This window comes from uncultured Lacinutrix sp. (genome assembly GCF_947500325.1).
Lineage (GTDB): Bacteria > Bacteroidota > Bacteroidia > Flavobacteriales > Flavobacteriaceae > Lacinutrix.
Window position 1 is genome coordinate 1 of sequence record NZ_CANMRQ010000016.1, and the last position, 20995, is coordinate 20995.

The window sequence follows — 20995 nt, forward strand, 5'->3', positions numbered from 1 at the left end:
GTAGGTCGTCGCCTTTTTTAATCCTCAACATGTATTTGTTGAGGATTTTTTTTGTTTAATACTTTTATAATCATAATGGGTGTTTTTAATTTAAAATCTACTTAAAATCTGTAAGGCATTTTTAATAATTAGACTAATAGAATGTTTAATTTTAATATTCAATTAATTCTATTTAAATTCGTTTACATGAACGACATTATACAATCAACCCTACAGACACTTCAAAAGTCAAATACACTATTAATTAAGCTTTCTGATGAAGAGTTAAGTAATGCTACAATATCTCCCTATTATTCTAGTATAGGTTCACACATTAGACATATATATGATTTTTATGATTGCTCTCTAGATATGGATAATGATGGCATAGTAGATTTAACTGCACGTAAAAGGAATCTTGATGTTGAAAGTTGTTGTGATTCAGCTATAGAATATTTAAATAGGATTGTAACCAAAATAAAGACTATTGATATAGAGAAGAAGAAAGAGGTTGTTGTGATAGATGATTTAGGTTCAGGTAAGATAAGAATCGATTATACTTTTGCTGCTTTATTAGCTCAAGCTAATAGTCATACAATTCACCACTATGCTATTATTAACTATATATTGGATAGATTAGGTATATCTATTGAAGATTCAAATTTTGGATATAACCCAACAACACCAAAGGGCGTTACTAATTTGAATTAGTTCGTGTACTTTTAAACATACTATCTAGAATTGTATTTATTCCTTTAAAAGCGAAAAATATAGCAGCAGAGCAAGCTAATATACCAAGTATTAATAATGGTATATATAATACTTTTTTTTGATTACTAAAAGCAATGTAGATTAGTGTTGGACCAGTAAACATTAAAGCTAAAGAAACTCCCATTTTTTTCAATCCTTTTACTAAGACTTCTTTATCTGTTCTTTTAGTTTCTGTTTTCATTATATGCTATTATTGATGCTCTAACATTATCGTGTTTTTCTAATAATGTTTTTGCAGAAATTTTATCAATTTTTAATTCAGACATTATCATTTTAACACCTCTATCTACTAATTTATTATTACTTAATTGCATATCTACCATTTTATTTCCTTTAACTCTATCAAGTTTTATCATAGTAGATGTGGTTAACATATTAAGAACTAATTTCTGAGCTGTTCCAGCCTTCATTCTCGAGCTTCCTGTAACAAATTCTGGACCAACAACAACTTCAATAGGAAATCTAGCAGTATTAGATAATGGGCTATTTTTATTGCAAGTAATACATCCTGTAATTATAGATTTTTTATTGCAGTTTTCTAAAGCATGAATTACATATGGAGTAGTACCAGATGCAGCTATACCTATAACAATATCATTGCTAGTAATATTATTTTTTAATAAATCATTCCAACCTTGAGTTTTAGAATCTTCAGCAAACTCTACAGCTTTTCTTATAGCTTTATCTCCACCAGCTATTAAACCAATAACCATATCATAAGGTACTCCAAATGTTGGAGGGCATTCTGAAGCATCAACGATGCCTAAACGGCCACTTGTTCCTGCTCCAATATAGAATAATCTCCCGCCAGATTTTAATTTAGAAACTATTTGCTGAACTAATTTTTCAATTTGAGGTAATGCTTTCTCAACTGCGCTGGGAACCGTTTTATCTTCTTTATTTATATTAATTAAAAGTTCATTTATAGTCATTTTTTCTAAATGATTATAATTAGAATCTTTCTCTGTAGTTTTAATAAATGTCATAATTCAAAAATACAATAATTGTGTCGAATTCTAACGGTATATTTTGTTAGCTATTGAATGATATTTTGAGCTTCTCCTGCAGAGAGAGTATGAAATCTCGTTTACATTGTATACATTAATTCGGTTGCTTGTGAAGCTCTAAAATAACCAAACGGATAATTATCTGGATTGGTTTGATTTATGCAATTACCTCGAACAGTAGCTGGTTGTACTTCGAATGGGCCACCGCCACCATCAGAAGTTTGTTGTAATAAAATGAACATAAATTCGTAAAATTGTTTAGATACGCCATAATTTTTTATGACGATGCCGTTTCCAATTTCGCTATCTGGATTGCTATAGAAAGCAAATATTTGATTACCGTCTGTAAATTTATCTTCATAGACTTGAAAGAATGGGCTAATTTCGTTTTCTTCTTGATATTCAAATAAATAATAATTTTCTTGATTAGCAGGATCTGTATAAAATATTTTTAATTCTATAATATCACCAGTGAAACCACCTTCGTTATTTTGCTCTACAAACTCCATTGGAGCTACGCTGGTCATAGTTTCAGAGCCAACATATACTTCGTTATTGTAGGTTATATTTAGAGTGTAGGTTTGATCTAGTTGAGGATTGAAATCGAAACATTCGTACAAACCATCATCATTACTGTCTGTAAAGTTATAAACAGTATCGTTTTGATCGGTTACAAATACAATAGCCCCAATTGCAGGCGGTACTTGATTATCAAAAAATGGAGCTGTACGCGTTAAACGAATGGTTTGATAACTACCATCTGTTCCATCAAACCAGTTTAATGAAGCATCTATTACCAATCTTTCTTGACCATTAGGCACATTAACTTCTATAACATCTTCACATGAAAAGTATAATAAAGTTAGTATTAATATATAGGTGATTTTTTTCATTTTATTAGAATTTAAAGTTATAAGAAATAGATGGGACTATGCCAAAGATGGCTAATCTAGTAGCTTCATTTTGTCCTGTATCACTATTTTCTGAAAAGGATATTGAAGCAGCATTTCTTCTGTTATAAAGATTGTAAATACCAAAAACCCAAGAGCTTTGCCATCCTTTTGTTTTTTCAGGTTTTGGTGTATAAGTAGCTGAAATATCCAAGCGATTATAACTTGGTAAACGAGTTGAATTTCTTTGACTATAATTCGGTACTACTATACCATTGTATATATATTGACTTTCTGGGTAGGTTGTTGGTTGCCCAGTTTGAAATATAAAATTAGCATTAAAGTCCCATTTTTTGCTTAGGTCATAACTTGCAGTTATAGATAAATCATGGGTCTTGTCGTAAGCTGTATTATACCAGTTGCCATTATTAATTCCTATTTCGTTTGGCGTGCGACCCTCAGTTTTTTGTTCCGATTTTGAAAGTGTGTATGCTATCCAGCCTTTAAGTTTACCTTCATTTTTCTTAAATAGTACTTCTAAACCATAAGCTCTAGCTTTTCCATTTAATATTACTCTTTCAATGGCATCATTGGCAATTAAATTAGCGCCGTCTATGTAATCAATTCTATTTCTTACATCTTTATAATAACTTTCTATTTCTAAAGAATAATCTCCATCTTTTATATTTTTAAAATAACCTATTGCATATTGATCTAATAATTGTGGTTTAACATACTTTCCACTTGGTGTCCAAACATCTAAAGGCGTTGGTGAACTTGTATTGGATAGTAAATGTAAATATTGAGACATGCGATTATAACTAGCTTTTATAGAAGCATTATTGTTAAGTTGGTACGCTAATGAAAATCTTGGCTCTAGATTTAAAAATGATTTTATGACTTTATTCCGGCTAAAAGATTCTGTACCAATTGCATCTTGACTTTCATATATTTGAAAATCGTCATTAAATGATACAGCTTGATTATTATCGTATATGTTTAATTCATTTTGACCTAAACGTAGAAATGAACTTAGTCTTAAACCATAGGAAAGTGTTAATTTATCTAGTAACTTATGTTCGGTATCAATATAAATAGCATTTTCAAAAGCATATTTATCTATAAGTTTATCTGCATTAACACCAGAAGTTGGAGTAGAAGGCCTTATTTCTCCAGGATTAAATTTATAATAAATACTATTTAAACCGTATTGTAATTTAAATTTGTCATTTATATAATGCTTTAAATCATATTTATAATTGAAATTTTGAATTCCAGAATCCCATTCAAATTCTACAAAATCTAGATTTAAACCATAATAATAATCAGAATAAATTAAAGACATGTTTGAGAATAATTTATTTGAAAATAAATGATTCCATCTAAAATTTAAAATGGTATTACCGTAAATGTTTTCAAAACTATCTGCTAAACTAAAAACATCTCTACCAAAATAACCAGACAAATAAATATTGTTATTATCATTAAGTTTGTAGCTTAACTTTGTATTTAAATCGTAAAAATAAGCGATATTATCAATATCAAAAAGTGGTAAAAATAAATGAGCATAAGAACTTCTTCCACCTAATAGGAATGAGCCTTTTTCTTTTTTAATTGGTCCTTCGGCTAGTAGTCTACTAGAAACAATACCAATTCCTCCATTGACATGAAATTTTTTACTGTTACCTTCTTTTTGGTATATATCTAAAACAGATGAAACCCTACCTCCATAACGTGCAGGAATACCACCTTTGTATAGTTTTAAATCTTTTATTGCATCTGGATTAAATACAGAAAATAGGCCAAATAGGTGAGAAGAATTAAAAACGGTGGCTTCGTCTAATAAAATTAAATTTTGATCCGCAGCACCACCACGAACATTAAAACCAGAAGATCCTTCTCCTGCATTAGTAACACCAGGTAATAATGTTATTGCTTTTAAGACGTCTGCTTCTCCAAGTACAACAGGAATTTGTTTTATCGTTTTTGAGGAGAGCACATTTACACTCATCTGAGGTTTTTTTATACTAAGTTTTTCTACATTTTCATTTAAAATAACTTCTTCTAAATTTTCGGCAGATTCAATTAAAGTGAAATTCTTTTTTGTGTTTTTATTAAGGATAATTGTTTCTATTTTTTCTGTATATCCAACATAACTTAAAACTAATCTATAGGTGCCTTCTGGTAAAGTAATGGAATAAAACCCATATTCATTAGTTATGGTTCCTGTGTTTTGGTCTGGAAATAAGATATTGACACCTATTAATGTTTCATTACTTTTCTCTTCATTTATGGTACCACTTAAGGTGAATTTTTCTTGTCCTAAAAGAAGTAATGGACATAATAAAATGAAATTAAAAACTCTTTTAAAAAATAATAGCATAAATTTTAAAATTTTTTGATGATGGTTTATTATTTAGACGATTAATTTTATAAAATGTTACCTAAATATATATATTAAAAATATAAAAAAAGCCCCCTAATTGGGAGCTTTTAACATAACCTTAATTTATAAAGGTTTAGTTGTTGTTTAAAATATTATTTAATGTTACACTTGGTCTCATTGCTGTATTAATAAGATCTTCTTTTGGTTCATAATAACCACCAATGTTAACAGGTTGTCCTTGAATATCATTAAGTTCACTTACAATAGAGTTCTCATTATCTGACAATTGTTTTGCAATAGAAGTAAACTCAGCTTTTAATTCTTTATCTACGTTTTGATTGGCTAGTTCTTGAGCCCAATACATAGCTAAATAAAAATGGCTTCCTCTATTATCTAACTCACCAGCTTTACGTGAAGGTCCTTTTTTATTTTCTAATAATGTTTCTGTAGCATTATCTAAAGCATCTCCTAAAATTTTTGCTTTAGGATTATTATTTACTTCACTAAAATGTTCTAATGATACAGCTAATGCTAAAAACTCTCCTAAAGAATCCCAACGTAAATGGTTTTCGCTAGTAAATTGTTGTACGTGTTTTGGAGCAGATCCACCAGCTCCAGTTTCAAATAAACCACCACCATTCATTAAAGGAACAATAGATAACATTTTAGCACTCGTTCCAACTTCTAAAATTGGAAATAAATCTGTTAAATAGTCACGTAATACATTTCCAGAAACTGAAATTGTATCTAGACCATCTTTAATTCTTTTACAAGTAAATATAGTTGCATTGATTGGAGATAAGATTCTTAGATCTAATCCATTAGTATCATGATCTTTTAAGTATAGATTTACTTTCTTTATTAATTCTGCATCATGTGCTCTGTTTTCGTCCAACCAAAAAACTGCTGGCGTTTGTGAAGCTCTAGCTCTTGTTACTGCTAGTTTTACCCAATCTTGAATTGGAGCATCTTTAACTTGGCACATTCTCCATATGTCTCCGGCTTCTACATTATGTTGTAATAAAGTAGTGCCATTTGCATCAATTACTTCAACTTTTCCAGTATTTTCTATTTCGAAAGTTTTATCGTGAGAACCATATTCTTCAGCTTTTTGTGCCATTAAGCCAACATTAGGAACTGTTCCCATTGTTGTAGGATCAAAAGCACCATGTTCTTTACAGAAGTTTATAGTTGCTGTGTAAATACCGGCATAACTACTGTCTGGAATTACTGCTTTGGTATCTTGAGATTTCCCTTCTGCATTCCACATTTGTCCTGAGTTACGTATCATCGCTGGCATAGAGGCATCAATAATGACATCACTAGGTACGTGTAAGTTTGTTATGCCTTTATCACTATTTACCATTGCTAATGATGGTCCGTTTTCTATAGCAGCTTTAATATCGTTTTCAATAATATTACGTTTAGCTTCAGGTAATTCGTTTAAGTTACTTAATAAGTTACCAAAACCATTATTTACATCTACACCAATCTCTTCAAATGTCTCACCATGTTTAGAAAAAACATCTTTAAAAAATACACGAACAGCATGACCAAAAATAATAGGGTCACTTACTTTCATCATCGTAGCTTTCATATGTAAAGAAAACAATACGTTTTTCTCTTTAGCATCTGCAACTTGCTCTTCTAAAAAGTCTAATAAAGCTTTTTTACTCATTACAGTGGCGTCAATAATTTCTCCCTGTAATAAATCAAGATTATCTTTTAAGGTTATTGTTTTTCCACTATTATCTGTATGTACGATTTTTACTGAAGTTGCATTAGTTATGGTTACAGATTGCTCATTATGGGCGAAGTCTCCTGCCGTCATAGTTGCTACATGAGATTTAGAATCTCCAGACCAAGCACCCATTGAATGTGGATTCTTCTTAGCGTAGTTTTTTACGGCTTTTGGAGCACGACGATCAGAATTTCCTTCACGAAGCACAGGATTTACAGCGCTTCCTTTAATTTTGTTATAACGTAATTTTATTTCCTTTTCGCTATCATTTTCTGGTTCATCAGGATAATTAGGAATACCGAAACCTTGTGACTGTAATTCACTAATTGCTGCTTTTAATTGTGGAATAGAAGCACTAATATTTGGTAATTTTATAATGTTTGCTTCTGGTTTTTTAGCTAACTCACCTAAAAATGCTAAATCGTCACTTACCTTTTGATCATCATTTAAAAAATCCGGAAATATTGCTAATATCCTTGCTGCCAATGAAATATCTTTAGTTTCTATATTAATCCCAGAAGATTCTACAAACTTTTTTACTATTGGTAAAAAAGAACGTGTTGCTAAAGCTGGAGCTTCATCGGTTTTTGTATAAATGATTTTTGGTATTGTAGACATATATATTAAGGGTGTTATTTTTTAAATTCGTGCTGCGAATATACGAAATTCAAACAGTATTTTAAAGCGCAAAAAAATGAGGCTTTTTGTTTTGAGATGCCTTTAAAATTCAATGTTATAAATTATCAAATTGATAAAAATTTATATAAAAATTATTCGATATGGATATTATAGTGAGATAATAAACCTAGAATACCATCTTTAGAGAATTTTGCACCTCTAACTCTATTGTTTTCTGCAGAAAAAGAATAGTTAAATGCATTACGGAAATCTGTATTTTCTAAAATTGTATTTTCAAAAACAGCTAAATTTAAATCACAATTGTTGAATTGTACCTGTGATAAATCTGCTTGAGCAAAATCTGTTTTTTCAAGTTTACAATCTTTAAATTGTGTGCTTTTAAGTTTTAAATTATAGAAAGAAGCTAAATTTAATTGGCATTTAATAAAAGACATAGCTAGTAAAAAAGTATTACATTCATTAAACGGAACGCCTAATAATTTACATTCATTAAAAACGACATCTTTAAAAGTAGTTGCTTTTAATTTTACAGAGCTAAAATTACAATTTATAAACTCACATTCTAAAAAAGAAATTGTAGATAAGTAAGATTTGCTAAAATCACAATCAATAAAAGTACAATTATCGTATTCGGCCTTAGGTAAGTGATTTGATGTATAATCAATACCTTTAAACGTTTTATCGGCTATAAATGATAAATTCATTATATATATTTGAGATAAATATATGAAAAACAAGAAAAGGTTTTAAAATAAAAAGATCATCTAAAATTTTAGATGATCTTTTATATTTAAGAATAAAAGCTATTTTAAAGTATTTTTAATATTCTAAAACCCCAAAAGGGTTTAATCCTGAATCATAATCAGACAATTTAATTAACGTTCCATTTCGTTTTATTTTATAGAATGCCACTTTAGTAGATGTACTACCAGAGAATGATACAAATAAAACATTACCTCTTCTATTTACTTCTACGTTATGTGGGATATTAAACTCGGTAGTAGTCTCTGAAACTACTTGGTTTGTAAACCTATTAATAACGCCTAGTTTATTTTCAGTAATTCCAGTTGTAAAGACATATTTTCCTTTTCTTGTTATTCCATGTGTTGCTTGAAATGGGATGGTTGTTTGTGGGTTTAGATTAAATCTATTAAGAACACTTATTTCATTTGCATTTTGAGTAGGTACATATAATTTTGTGCCTACTGGTAATATATGGGCGTCTCCGCCTACAACTTCATGCCTAATGTATTGTAATGTTTGTGTATTATACATTACTACATAACTAGTATTATTTCCATCTAAAATAGTAACATAGGCAGCATAACCACTAGGCGATATAGTTACATCGTGTTGCACAGCATTAGCTGTTAATTCTGGAATTTCATTAGTAGGTAATGGTAAATTTTGAATTAAAGTATTTGTAGATAAGTCAATAACAGATGTTGTTTTAGATACTATATTATTTACCCATAATTGACCAGCATAATCATTTATCCACATATGAAATGCTCCTTGTTCTATTGTTATTTCTCCTTGATAATCAAAGGTGTCTGCATCATAATATAAAACCTTACTATTTGCAAAGTCTCCAACATAAAAACTATTGTTCCATCTACTATATGCTAAGTAAGTTGGTTGTGCACCAGGATCTGGTAATGTAATGTCTTGAATAAAAGTTGTTGTTTTTGCATTAAAAATGCTAACAGTAGAGGCACCTCTATTTGCAACTAAGAAATAGTTTTTTCTATAATAATGACCATATCCTTTTTCTTGAATTTGATCTTCATTTTTCTCAATGTTTTCAATCTCTTTGTCTAATGTTTCTGTTTCGCAAGATGTAAAATAGAACGTTAGAGAGATTAGTGCTAAAAATAAAAATTGTTTTTTCATTTGTTTTACTTTTAAATTGGATTAGTAATTTTAAAAACAAATGTAGGTGCACTGGTATTTTAGGGACTTAAAATAAAATAGCTCTACTCTTTTTTAGGTTTGCGGAAAATAAACAAAAACGTTACATTTTTAGATGCTTGTTTTTTGGTAGGTTAAAAAGATAAAAGCCATAACACTATAGATTAAACTATTATTGTTATGGCTTTCTTTGAAATAACATCAACTGACCTATTTAGCTCTCACTAAATCAATCTAAAACTTTCGTTTTACATCTTTTAAATTCAAAATCTGTTAAATCAATGATACATTTGGGTAACTTTCAAAATGTATTGACTTGTTACTCCTTATGTATCTCTCAATTGTTTTTCTTGAAACTTAAAGCGTGTACTTCATTTTCATGTTGTATTTACTTTAAAGTCTTGTTTCTTTTTTTTCGTGCGCACTTTCGATTCTACTACTTCTTCTGAAACTTTCAATTTATTTAATTATAACCTGCCTAAACATACTATAATTAATAAACATCATGATTTTTAAATAATCATATCTACATATGGTATTTTCAAAACCTCAAAAAACAATTGATACTTAAAAATTTAACTAATTAAGTATATATTTTAAAGAATAAATCTTTAAAATCAATTAACACAAATTCGGATTTTACCTCGTAACCAACTAAAGTTGTTATTAATTGTTTTATAAAGTTACATTATAAGTTTTATAAAAACAATTTTTTTAACATCTTATTTATCAACTAGTTATAAACTTACTTTATTAACAATTGTTGATATCGTTCTATGTTTTTTTGAATTATATTTAATAAAGAGAAGTCTATAAATATTTAAAAGGCGAATATTAGTTCGCCTTTTAAATATTATTTTTTTAACAAATAATAGTAGCACATGGATGGCAACTACCCCAAGAATCAACATTAATAGGTTCTAATGGTTCGCATTCGCTTGAAAGTGGATCAATAGGACATATTTGTACAGTATAACATCCAGCGGTGCGAAAAACACCTCCTTTAAGCTGGTTGTTAATTTTTGAAATCACCTTTTTGTTTAAGGCTAACGATTTTAGATTTTTTTTCTTCATGATATACTATTTTATGATTTATAGTATTATATCAATAGCGTAAGGAAAATGTTACCCTAAAAAATAAAATACTATTAATTATAGTATATTATCTATCTCTTAATTGAGGTATACAAAAAAGCCTAACTTAAATAAGTTAGGCTTTTTTAATATTATAAAAGAAAAGAAATTATTTTCTTCTTGCTTCTTTAATTCTAGCTTTCTTACCAGTAAGACCTCTAAAGTAAAAGATTCTTGCTCTACGAACTTTACCTCTTTTATTTACTTCAACTTTCTGTAATGCAGGTAAATTAACTGGGAAGATACGCTCTACACCAACTGTTCCAGACATTTTTCTAATTGTAAAAGTCTCTGATGATCCAGATCCTCTTCTTTGTAGTACTACACCTCTAAAAAACTGTGTTCTACTTTTTTCACCTTCACGAATTTCGTAGTATACAGTAATTGTATCACCAGCAGAAAATTCTGGAAAGTCTTTTCTTGTTACAAACTCGTCTTGTACAAATTTTACTAAAGATTCCATCTTTATATTTTTTTAGTTTTTAATCCAGAACAACATTCACGTACTTCGCCAGAGGTTAACCCGAAATTGGCTGCAAAAATAAGTATTAATTACTAATCTGCAATAGATTATTTGTTTTTTTTAGGTGTTGCTTTTCACGCTTTAAAATGGCGTAAAAAGCCAGGCTTTCGCTAGTCGCTATCAAAGATGAGCTCCAACAATTGCTCAATCCTTAACACAGGCTTTTAAGGGTTTATTGTTTTTTTATAGGAATCCAAACCTCTTCTTCAGAGTCTGGAGAGCCTTTTGCATATTTTTCACCTAGAATATTAAAATGCGGTCTATTATCTAGTTTATAGTTTGAACTTGGTATCCATTGAGTTATTATATATGTCATAAGAGCTCCAAAACCTTGAGGTAAACCTTTGTAATGGAATACAGCATATAATCCAGTTTCTAGATTAAAGGTTCTCATATTATCTGGAATTGTTTCATTATTTGAAACTTCTAAAGCTGCCCATTTTTCGAATGTATGCGTTGGATTAAAATTTTTAAAATGTAAATCACTATAAATCATGACTTCATATATGTCCTTACTTATGGTATTTTTAATTGTTTTTCTATTAGGCATAAAACTAGAAAACAATTCGAATGTTTTATTATCTACTAGAGACATTGCTATACATTGACCTACAAGTTTTTTTTCTTTAAGTGTTTCTATTCTGGGTTCTTTATACATTACTCAATCTTCTAATAAATCTGGTCTACGCTTTTTTGTTCTTTGGTAAGCTTGTTCTTCACGCCATTTTTCAATATTTGCTGCATGTCCACTTAATAGTACTTCTGGAACATGATGCCCTTTATAATCTCTTGGTTTGGTATAAATTGGTGGAGCTAGTAAATTATCTTGAAACGAATCGGTTAGGGCAGAAGTTTCATTACCTAAAACACCAGGTATTAATCTAATAATTGAATCACATAGTACTGCAGCTCCTAATTCTCCTCCAGATAATACATAATCGCCTATAGATATTTCTTTAGTAATAAACATATCTCTTATACGTTGATCTACACCTTTGTAATGACCGCAAAGAATAATAATATTTTCTTTTAAAGATAATTTGTTAGCAATACCTTGATTTAAGGTGTTGCCATCTGGAGTCATATAAATAACCTCATCATAATTACGTTCTGCTTTTAATGCAGAAATACATTTATCTATAGGTTCGCACATCATTACCATGCCAGCGCCACCACCAAATTGTGTGTCGTCTATAGATTTATAATTGTCTGTTGTGTAGTCTCGTAAATTATGAAAGTGTACAGAAACCAATTTTGCTTCTATTGCTCTTTTTAAAATAGAAGCTTCAAAAGGGCTTTTTAATAATTCTGGTAAAACAGTAATAATATCAATTCTCATCAAACTCTCTTTATAAGAACGCAAAGATAATTGAAATGAAGATAAGATTTATGATTAGATTTATGTAACTAATTTAGTGAAGAATCAATAACAATATACAGTTATGTGTTTAGCAATTAAACAGACACTTTTGGCAAACGAATTTGTTGTTTCGGAAACTGATGTATATGTATAATTTGTTTTTTCTTTTACTTGTAATGGATTATTAATCTTTCAATATATAAACCATGAAGAAAAAAAAGATCACGCATTTGTCTTTAAAAAAAACAATTATCTCTAAAATAGGAATGACTAATATTTTAGGAGGTTCACCTACTACAGATCAATCTCAGTATTGTCCTAGCGATTTACCTATTAAATGGCCAACACCAGTTCCTCATACAGATGATGGTGCAATTTGTGTTACCCGTTCTTGTAATAGTATATGTGATATATGTTAATATTGCTAGCTTAATTTATAAAAAACGAGCAATTTTTGCTCGTTTTTTTCATGATATCACATTATTAGGCAATTTTTAATATTACATTTATGCACACATAGTTTTTGTTTTAGACTATAAGTGTAATAACTTAGTGTTAATGAAGAAGAATAGTAGTACAGCTCAAAAAATAAAGAAGCCATGGCCAACTAAAGATGCTATGGAACAGGTTTATAAAATGAAACTTTGGGGAGATAATGCATCTAGTTTTTATTCAGGTGATGGATCTCATGATCCAGAGATAATAAATCCATATATAAATATTGTAATTTCATTTTTAAGTTCTTTTAAAACGCCGCTTACAGTATGCGATTTAGGTTGTGGAGATTTTAATGTAGGAAAAACATTGGTAAAGCATACTAAGAAATATATTGCGGTAGATATAGTAAATGATCTTATAGAAGATAATAAAGAAAAGTTTAAAGCAGACAATTTAGAATTTCATTGTTTGGATATCGCGAAAAATGATTTACCTTCTGGAGATTGTGTTTTATTAAGACAAGTGTTACAGCATTTATCTAACGCAGAAGTGAAAAGTATAGTTAGAAAATTAACAGATTTTAAATACGTTATTTTAACTGAGCATTTACCTGAAGGCCATTTTTTACCTAATAAAGATATTATTTCTGGACAAGGTATTAGACTTAAAAAACAAAGTGGTATAAATTTATTAGAGTCTCCATTTAATTTTAAGGTAAAAGAAGAAAAAAAATTATTGTCTATTGTTTTAAATGATAGCAAAGGTATTATAGTTACTAAGCTTTATACTGTTTTTTAGCTTAATAATTTGTATAGCTTATTCATTTCAAAAAACACTTTAGCACCTTCTTTTGTAAATTCACTTTTATTGTTTTCGTTTGTAAATCCAAAGACATCAAATCCGCCTTTTCGTCCAGCTCTAATACCAGCTAAACTATCCTCAATTACAACGCATTCGCTAGGTTTAAATCCCATTTTTTTTGCTGCGTATTCAAATATTTCGGGATTGGGTTTCCAGCTGCCTATTTCATAAGAGCTAAACATTCTGTTTTCAAACTTATCAATTAGTTTAGTTGTAGTTAAGTTTAGCTTTATTTTTCCAATTGGTCCACTTGAGGCTACACAGAATGGTATTGAAATTTTATCGAGTAATTCGTGTATGCCTTTAATTGGTTTTAAGTCTTTTTTAAATGCTGCAAAAGTTCTATTTCTGTAATCTTTTTCAAAGCTATTAGGTAGCTCTTTTTCAATTAGTTTCTCAATATGTTTAAAACAACTTTGTAGCGATCTGCCTAAGAAGTTTTTGAAAGCATATTCCATGGTTATTTCTGCGCCAACTTCATTTGCCATTTGTATAAGCACAGCATTAGAAATTTCTTCACTATCGACGAGAACGCCATCACAATCAAAAATTATACATTTATATTTCACGAGACTATAACTGTTTATTGGAGTTTATTATAAGTTTGGCTTTTTCAATTTGTCTACGATGTCTTAGTGTATGTACTATGGCATGTTCAAATAATTGTTCTACATCGTATTTTTGTCCCCAACGTGTATTTATTTTTTTGTTAGAATCATATTCACAGAGTATTAAATTAGGGTAATCTTGAAATAACTGTTCATTGAATTTAAACATTTTTTTTAAGGCATTAATATATTCATCTGTAGAACTTAATAGTGCTTTATCTTTATACTCAATGTCTTCACCTAGCCATTTTCTAACTTCAACCACATAAGTATAGCCACTTTGAACAATGTGAGTTAAAATTGCTTGAATAGATGTACAGTCTTTGTCCTTTGTTTTGTTGTCAATAATTTTAATCAATTGACTGGAAGAAATGTTTTTGATTGTATTAATGAGTTCATTTAGAGATTTTTCATATTCATCTAGTAAAGCTCCAATTGCTCCGTTATTTCTATATCCTTTCATGCGCTATGATTCTATGAATTATTATTTAGTCTATATTCTACAGTAGCCTTTATTTCTGAGTTTCCATTTTGAGAACTTAAAGTAATTCCAGCTTTTTTGATTCTTTCATTTTTTTGAGGATCAAATTTAATTTTGGTATAAATTTCATTCTCTAGTTCTATTTCGGAATTTCCTATTAGTTTTTTTGATATAATATCTATTGGAGTAAAAGTATATTCTTTATCTCTTTTTAATTTTAGATTTTCTGTATATGCTTTAAAAGTTACTTTTTTGAATAAAAATGCTGATAGTAAAATTTGCTTTGTGAGTAGTAGTAATAGTATTTGAGCATTAATTCCAAAAGAAAGTGAACCAAATGTAATCGATAGATGAATATTTAAAAATTGTGAAAGGTCTAAAGTAAAGTTGTTAGTTACTAGATATGGAATTTGAACAATGATCCAAATAACAGCTAAAAAGTAGAAATTAGATTTTCTTGTAAAAAATGATATAGAAGATATGATTCCAATTAAACTAACAATAACTGTTAGGTTTAACAAGTTGTTCAAATTGTTGAAAATTGTGATGAGACTTGCAATTAAAACATAAATGTAAAAACCTTTTAATAATTTCATAGCTTTTGTTTAGTTAAAATATTATGGTATATGTGTTTGTTTAGTTGAGAGGATTTTACATAATAGTCAAGAATGTAAACCTAATGTATATGTGTTATGTTTTCATAATTATGCGAGTTATAAATAATATGTGTCTTATGATATATAAATGTTACATAATCTATTGTTTTTTACGATTGATAACTAGATAATGATTTAAAATTAGAGTGAAAACTAGTAATGGAGAATCCTAAACTCCTTAAGTTATATTAAAATATAAAAGACGATACTGCTAGGTATCGCCTTTATATAAATATTAACTAAAGATTCTTTTTTATTTACTTAAAACAGCTTCAAGTTCAACATTACTGTTTTTTACTTCAAATTGATTGCTAGTATTCTTTTCTCCGCTAGCTTTTAGCGCTTTATCGCCTGCAAAAAAAGTTTTATGGTCATCACCCAAGTCTGAACCAGCCATACGTTGGTGTTTTACACAAGATACACCTTTACGAATTTCTTGCCTTTGTACATCTCTTACATAAGCCAACATACCTTCTTTTCCAAAATAGCCTTCTGTTAAATTATTCATATGTAGTGCCGTAGTATGATATGTTGGTAAAGTTATTAAATGATGAAAAATACCAGCTTCTCTTGCTCCATCTACCTGAAAGGTTTTAATCTTTTCATCTGCACGATAACTTAATTCTGTAGAGTCGTATTCTACATTCATTAAATTATTCCTATCGTAAGCCGTCATGTTTTCTCCTTCCATGAGCATTTCTTCATATGCTTGATTACGAAAGTTTAATGTCCAATTAAAAGATGGTGAGTTATTATACACTAATTTTGCATTGGGAACGGTCTCTTTAATTCTGTTTACCATGTGTGCAATTTGGCCAACATGAGGTGTTGGTGTTTCTATCCAAAGTAAATCTGCTCCGTTTTGTAAGCTTGTTATACAATCTAGAACAACACGATCAATATTAGAACCTTCTTTAAATTTATATAAACCATTAGGCATGCGTACTGGACGTACTAATTTACCATTACGTTTAAATAATACATCATTATCTTTTACACTTTCTACAGTAACTTCTTCGGCTTCTATAAAGTCTATATATTGAGATGCTAAATCTCCTTTTTCTTGAGATACTGGAAGTTTTTGTGTTAAACCAGCTCCTTCAGAGTCTGTTCTAGCTACGATAATACCATCTTCTATACCAAGTTCTAAAAATGCATAACGAAGCGCATTAAGTTTGGCAATGAAATCTTCATGAGGTACTGTTACTTTTCCATCTTGATGACCACATTGTTTAGCATCAGATACTTGGTTCTCTATTTGTAATGCGCAAGCACCAGCTTCTATCATTTTTTTTGCAAGTAAAAAAGTAGCTTCTTCATTACCAAAACCAGCATCAATATCTGCAATAATAGGAACCACATGTGTTTCGAAATTATCAATATCTGCTTGTACATCTTCTCCTGCATCAAGACGTCGAAAAAGGTCATTTAATTCTACAGCATCTGCTTGACGTAAAAAAGTATATATTTCTTCAATTAGTTTAGGAACTGCTGTTTTTTCATGCATAGATTGATCTGGTAAAGGACCAAGTTCTGAACGTAATGCTGCTACCATCCAACCAGAAAGATATAAGTATTTTTTATTTGTAGTACCATGATGTTTTTTTACAGCAATCATTTTTTGTTGTGCTACAAAGCCATGCCAGCAACCTAATGATTGTGTATAGTTCATTGGATTTGCATCATACGCAGCCATATCTTTTCTCATAATTGCAGCGGTGTATTTAGCAATGTCTAATCCTGTTTTAAATCTATTTTGAACAGCAATTCGGGCTGCGTTTTCTGGTTTTATAGTAGCCCAATTGTTTCCGTGTTTAGCTTTTAATTTACGAACAATTTCGATAGCGGAATTATAATTTTTCATAATTTTGTAATACGTTATTTATTATTAATAATTAGATCCTGTTGATTGTTGCCGCAATCGCAGGATTGTTTTTTATAGGTATTGGTATGCCGGAAGCGTTAGAAATTCAATGAATTCTTCAGATAGCACTAGTTTGTCGAATAACTCAATAGCTAATTTAAACTTGCTATTTTTTAAGTGGTCTTCTCCAAATTCTGTAATAATTTTTTCTACTTCGCTATCTAATAAATCAATATATAGTTCAATGTTGAATGTTCTTCCATCTTCTAGTTTTACTTCGTTTTTTAACCATTGCCATACTTGTGTTCTAGAGATTTCTGCTGTCGCAGCATCTTCCATTAAATTATAAAGTGCAACGGCACCATGACCACGAAGCCAAGCTTCAGTATATAAAATGCCTACATTTATATTTTTTCTAATACCAGATTCGGTAACTGTGCCAAGGGGAAGTTCAACTAAATCAGCTTCGGTAATTTGTACATCATCTCTTGTAATGTGTAATTGATTTGCTTGTGGCATATGTATGTTAAACTCTGTCATAGCAATATCTACTAATGCCGGATGTGCAACCCAAGTGCCGTCATGTCCATTTTTAACTTCACGTTCTTTATCTTTTCTTACTTTTTCTAAAGCAATTTTATTGGCGACATCATTATTTTTAATTGGGATTTGTGCGGCCATTCCGCCAATAGCAAGAATACCACGTTTATGGCAACGTTGAATAACTAATTTTGAGTAAGCATCCATAAACGGTGTTGTCATGGTAACTTGATCACGATTTGGAACAATAAAGTTTGGATGGTTTCTAAATTTTTTAATATATGAGAATATATAATCCCAACGACCACAATTTAAACCTACAATATGATCTTTAAGTTCATAAATAATTTCATCTAATTGAAAACTCGCAGTAATAGTTTCTATTAAAACCGTTGCTTTAAATGTACCTACAGAAACATTTAAATAGTTTTCTGCAAATTCGAAAATTTCATTCCACCAACGTGCTTCTAAATAATGTTCTAATTTTGGTAAGTAGAAATAAGGAGCAGAACCATTTTCTATTAGTGTCTTGGCATTGTGAAATACATATAAACCAAAATCTACTAAGCTACCAGAGGTTTCTTCATTATTAATTATTATATGTCGTTCGTTTAAATGTAGACCTCTAGGTCTAACTAATAAAACTGCAGTATTTTCATTTAGTTTGTATGTCTTATTACGTTTAAGATCTACTAATGAGATGGTTTTTTTATTTGCATCTATAAGGTTTGCTTGGCCATCAATTGTATTTTTCCAACTAGGAGCATTGCTGTCTTCTAAATCGGCCATAAAGGTTTTGGCACCTGAATTTAAAGCATTAATTATCATCTTTCTATTTACAGGTCCAGTTATTTCTACACGTCTGTCTTGTAGGTCTTTAGGGATGTAATTCACTTTCCAATCGCTATTTCTAATAGCTTTAGTCTCTCTGGGGAACTCAGGGAATTTACCGCTATCAAAAATAGTTTGTTGTTCTTCTCTTCTTTTTAATAGTAATAATCGTTGATTATTAAATTTTTCATGAAGGGCAGTAATAAAGGCTAAAGCCTTATCTGTTAAAATTTCTGGATAGTAATTTTTAACATCTTTTGAGAACTGCATTTTTGGCAATTTTAATACTGTGTTTTCCATTGTTAAATATTTTATGACACAATATTAAATAAAACAATTATAAAAAACAAGCGAACGTTCGCTAAAAATGAATAATTCGTTTTTTTGATTGAATTCGCGAAAAAGTGTATTTTTGTTTTTAATTATGGAAGAAGAATATATTAAACTCATATTTGGGTTAAAATTGAAACAGATTAGAACAGATAAAAGTCTATCTCTTTTTGGCTTGTCTAAACTTACTGGATTATCAAAATCGTATTTAAACGAAATAGAAAAAGGGAAGAAGTACCCTAAACCAGATAAAATTGCAATACTTTCTGATAAGTTGGATGTACCATACGACCAAATGGTGTCTTTAAAACTAGATAAGAATTTAGCGCCAATTGGGGATTTATTACAGTCTAAAATTTTAAAAGAAATACCTTTAGATCTTTTTGGCATTAAAGAAAGTAATTTAATAGACATTGTTGCTAACGCACCAGCAAAAGTAAATGCTTTTATTAGTACTATTATTAAAATAGCACAGCATTATAATTTTAGTAGAGAGAGCTTTTTCTTGGCTTCGGTACGTTCTTTTCAAGAAGCAAATAATAATTATTTTGATGATTTAGAAAAAAGTGTTTTAAAGTTTGTAAAAGCGTATCAAATTGATTTAAGTCAACCTTTTTCCTTTAAAGAATTAGAAGATATCTTAATTGAAGAATATGGCTATGTTATTAAAGACAATGAATTAAGTAAGCATGAAGCTTTAGATAATTTGCGTTCTGTTTTTGTGCCAAAAACGAAAACATTATTGTTGGCAAATGAAATAGATGAGGCGCAGCGTACTTTTATTTATGCAAAAGAGTTAGCGTATAATTTTCTAGAGATTAAAGATCGATTATATACCTTTCCATGGATTAAATTTGATGCTTTTGATCAAGTGCTTAATAATTTTTATGCTTCTTATTTTGCTGGTGCTTTAATTTTGCCAAATGCAAAAATAACAACACAATTAAATGATGTGTTTGCAAAAGAGACTTTTGATAAAACGCTATTTTTAAAAGTATTAGGTAATTTTAATGCGTCTCCAGAATCTTTCTACCAGCGTTTAACTAACATTTTACCAAAATCTTTCAATATTCAAAATTTATTCTTTTTGAGGTTTACTCACAAAGCAGATACTAATAAGTTTTATTTAAAAAAAGAACTGCATCTATCGCATCAACACTCACCACATGCTAATGAAACCGATGAGCATTATTGTAGGCGTTGGGTGTCTTTAAAGGTCTTAAACGATATTAGTAAAAGTAAAAAAGAGCATGAATTTGATATTCAAATTTCTAATTATCAGCAAGATGGTATGCGGTATTTAATATTGTCTTCTGCAACAAAAGACCCCTTTAAAGAGAATCATTATCGTAGTATAAGTGTTGGTTTACTTATTAATAAGCAATTAAAACGTAAAATTAATTTTATAGAAGATGCTAATATTAAAACTGAAACTGTTGGTGTTACCTGCGAGCGCTGTACTATAAAAGATTGTAAAGTAAGACAAGCTCCTGCGGTTACTTTGGATAAGGCAGAAAAAAACAAAAAGATAGAAATGATAGTTGAAGAGTTAAATGATAAGTTTGCTTAGAAACATAATTAAATAAATAGTGAATTTATTTAATGTTCATTAGTCCAAAAATATTGTAAATCAGAATCTTTTTTCCAGCCTAAGCTTTCGTATAAATGTTGTGCAGGATTTGTTGTTTCTGTTTGTAAACCAATACCTTTATATTCTAATTCTTTACACAATATTTTTGCCTTGTTCATTAAGGCAACACCAACGCCTTTTTTGCGATAATTACTATCTACAAATAAATCGTTTAATATAAAAATTGGTTTCATTGCAACAGAAGAGAAACTATGAAATAACTGTGTGTAACCAACGGCTTTATCACCTATGTAAGCGATAAAAATAATAGTATCTCGCTTTTCTAATCGTTCTTTTAAAAAGGCTTTTACAGCGTCATTATTTGAGATTTGTCTATAGAAAATACGATATCCATCAAATAGTGGTACTAAATCGTTGAGGTGTTGTATTTCTGCTTTTATAATTAGCATTATAT

General features: G+C 29.5%; 21 protein-coding genes. 4 read left to right on the top strand and 17 right to left on the bottom strand.

Annotated elements, in window-relative coordinates:
- The first annotated feature begins 186 nt into the window (after positions 1-186).
- Entirely contained in the window at positions 187-690 is a 504-nt protein-coding gene (locus Q0997_RS15555) for a hypothetical protein (RefSeq protein WP_299890440.1), read from the top strand.
- Here the strand turns inward: Q0997_RS15555 and Q0997_RS15560 are convergent.
- The 11 genes from Q0997_RS15560 to trmD all read right to left on the bottom strand — a co-directional run bounded on the left by Q0997_RS15560 (position 677) and on the right by trmD (position 12320).
- On the bottom strand, positions 677-931 hold the full coding sequence (locus tag Q0997_RS15560; protein ID WP_299890442.1) for a DUF6095 family protein: 255 nt from the start codon (positions 929-931) through the stop codon (positions 677-679). The genes Q0997_RS15555 and Q0997_RS15560 overlap by 14 nt on opposite strands.
- Positions 915-1736, bottom strand: a complete 822-nt coding sequence (gene murQ, locus Q0997_RS15565; RefSeq protein WP_299890443.1) for an N-acetylmuramic acid 6-phosphate etherase — start codon at positions 1734-1736, stop codon at positions 915-917. Before murQ ends, Q0997_RS15560 begins: the two co-directional genes overlap by 17 nt.
- Positions 1737-1837: 101 nt before the next feature.
- Positions 1838-2650: a DUF4249 domain-containing protein gene (locus Q0997_RS15570; protein ID WP_299890445.1), complete on the bottom strand. Its 813-nt coding sequence runs from the start codon at positions 2648-2650 to the stop codon at positions 1838-1840.
- A gap of 4 nt (positions 2651-2654) precedes the next feature.
- Positions 2655-5030 carry a TonB-dependent receptor gene (locus tag Q0997_RS15575; RefSeq protein WP_299890447.1) on the bottom strand — a complete coding sequence of 792 codons (2376 nt, stop codon included), beginning with the start codon at positions 5028-5030 and terminating at the stop codon, positions 2655-2657.
- A gap of 136 nt (positions 5031-5166) precedes the next feature.
- The gene (locus Q0997_RS15580; protein ID WP_299890450.1) at positions 5167-7392 is read right to left on the bottom strand and encodes an NADP-dependent isocitrate dehydrogenase; all 2226 of its coding nucleotides are present in this window, start codon (positions 7390-7392) and stop codon (positions 5167-5169) included.
- A gap of 152 nt (positions 7393-7544) precedes the next feature.
- Positions 7545-8117, bottom strand: a complete 573-nt coding sequence (locus Q0997_RS15585; RefSeq protein WP_299890452.1) for a pentapeptide repeat-containing protein — start codon at positions 8115-8117, stop codon at positions 7545-7547.
- A gap of 115 nt (positions 8118-8232) precedes the next feature.
- Complete coding sequence (locus Q0997_RS15590; protein ID WP_299890454.1) at positions 8233-9306, bottom strand: YncE family protein; 1074 nt, start codon at positions 9304-9306, stop codon at positions 8233-8235.
- Between the two features lie 879 nt (positions 9307-10185).
- Entirely contained in the window at positions 10186-10398 is a 213-nt protein-coding gene (locus Q0997_RS15595; RefSeq protein ID WP_299890456.1) for a hypothetical protein, read from the bottom strand.
- A 169-nt stretch (positions 10399-10567) separates the two neighbouring features.
- Complete coding sequence (gene rplS, locus Q0997_RS15600; RefSeq protein ID WP_299890457.1) at positions 10568-10921, bottom strand: 50S ribosomal protein L19; 354 nt, start codon at positions 10919-10921, stop codon at positions 10568-10570.
- 232 nt (positions 10922-11153) lie between these two features.
- Positions 11154-11639 (bottom strand): GyrI-like domain-containing protein, encoded by a 486-nt coding sequence (locus tag Q0997_RS15605; RefSeq protein WP_299890459.1) that lies wholly within the window; start codon positions 11637-11639, stop codon positions 11154-11156.
- Between the two features lie 3 nt (positions 11640-11642).
- Positions 11643-12320, bottom strand: coding sequence for a tRNA (guanosine(37)-N1)-methyltransferase TrmD (trmD, locus tag Q0997_RS15610; RefSeq protein WP_299890461.1), 678 nt, complete (start codon positions 12318-12320; stop codon positions 11643-11645).
- Positions 12321-12547: 227 nt separating this feature from the next.
- Here trmD and Q0997_RS15615 point away from each other — a divergent pair, with 227 nt between their 5' ends.
- Positions 12548-12760, top strand: a complete 213-nt coding sequence (locus tag Q0997_RS15615) for a hypothetical protein (protein WP_299890463.1) — start codon at positions 12548-12550, stop codon at positions 12758-12760.
- 139 nt (positions 12761-12899) lie between these two features.
- Positions 12900-13577: a class I SAM-dependent methyltransferase gene (locus Q0997_RS15620; protein ID WP_299890465.1), complete on the top strand. Its 678-nt coding sequence runs from the start codon at positions 12900-12902 to the stop codon at positions 13575-13577.
- Here Q0997_RS15620 and Q0997_RS15625 read toward each other — a convergent pair.
- From Q0997_RS15625 to aceB, 5 genes are all read right to left on the bottom strand, one after another.
- A complete protein-coding gene (locus Q0997_RS15625; protein ID WP_299890467.1) occupies positions 13574-14209 on the bottom strand; it encodes an HAD family hydrolase in 636 nt (211 codons plus the stop codon). The two genes, Q0997_RS15620 and Q0997_RS15625, sit on opposite strands and share 4 nt — an antisense overlap.
- A gap of 4 nt (positions 14210-14213) precedes the next feature.
- Positions 14214-14711 (bottom strand): DinB family protein, encoded by a 498-nt coding sequence (locus Q0997_RS15630; RefSeq protein ID WP_299890469.1) that lies wholly within the window; start codon positions 14709-14711, stop codon positions 14214-14216.
- Between the two features lie 11 nt (positions 14712-14722).
- Entirely contained in the window at positions 14723-15325 is a 603-nt protein-coding gene (locus tag Q0997_RS15635) for a hypothetical protein (protein WP_299890470.1), read from the bottom strand.
- A gap of 313 nt (positions 15326-15638) precedes the next feature.
- On the bottom strand, positions 15639-17249 hold the full coding sequence (locus tag Q0997_RS15640; RefSeq protein WP_299890472.1) for an isocitrate lyase: 1611 nt from the start codon (positions 17247-17249) through the stop codon (positions 15639-15641).
- A 72-nt stretch (positions 17250-17321) separates the two neighbouring features.
- The gene (gene aceB, locus Q0997_RS15645; protein WP_299890474.1) at positions 17322-18920 is read right to left on the bottom strand and encodes a malate synthase A; all 1599 of its coding nucleotides are present in this window, start codon (positions 18918-18920) and stop codon (positions 17322-17324) included.
- Positions 18921-19044: 124 nt separating this feature from the next.
- Here aceB and Q0997_RS15650 point away from each other — a divergent pair, with 124 nt between their 5' ends.
- On the top strand, positions 19045-20520 hold the full coding sequence (locus Q0997_RS15650; RefSeq protein ID WP_299890476.1) for a helix-turn-helix domain-containing protein: 1476 nt from the start codon (positions 19045-19047) through the stop codon (positions 20518-20520).
- A gap of 29 nt (positions 20521-20549) precedes the next feature.
- Here the strand turns inward: Q0997_RS15650 and Q0997_RS15655 are convergent, their stop codons facing one another.
- The gene (locus tag Q0997_RS15655; protein ID WP_299890478.1) at positions 20550-20990 is read right to left on the bottom strand and encodes a GNAT family N-acetyltransferase; all 441 of its coding nucleotides are present in this window, start codon (positions 20988-20990) and stop codon (positions 20550-20552) included.
- Positions 20991-20995: the final 5 nt, after the last annotated feature.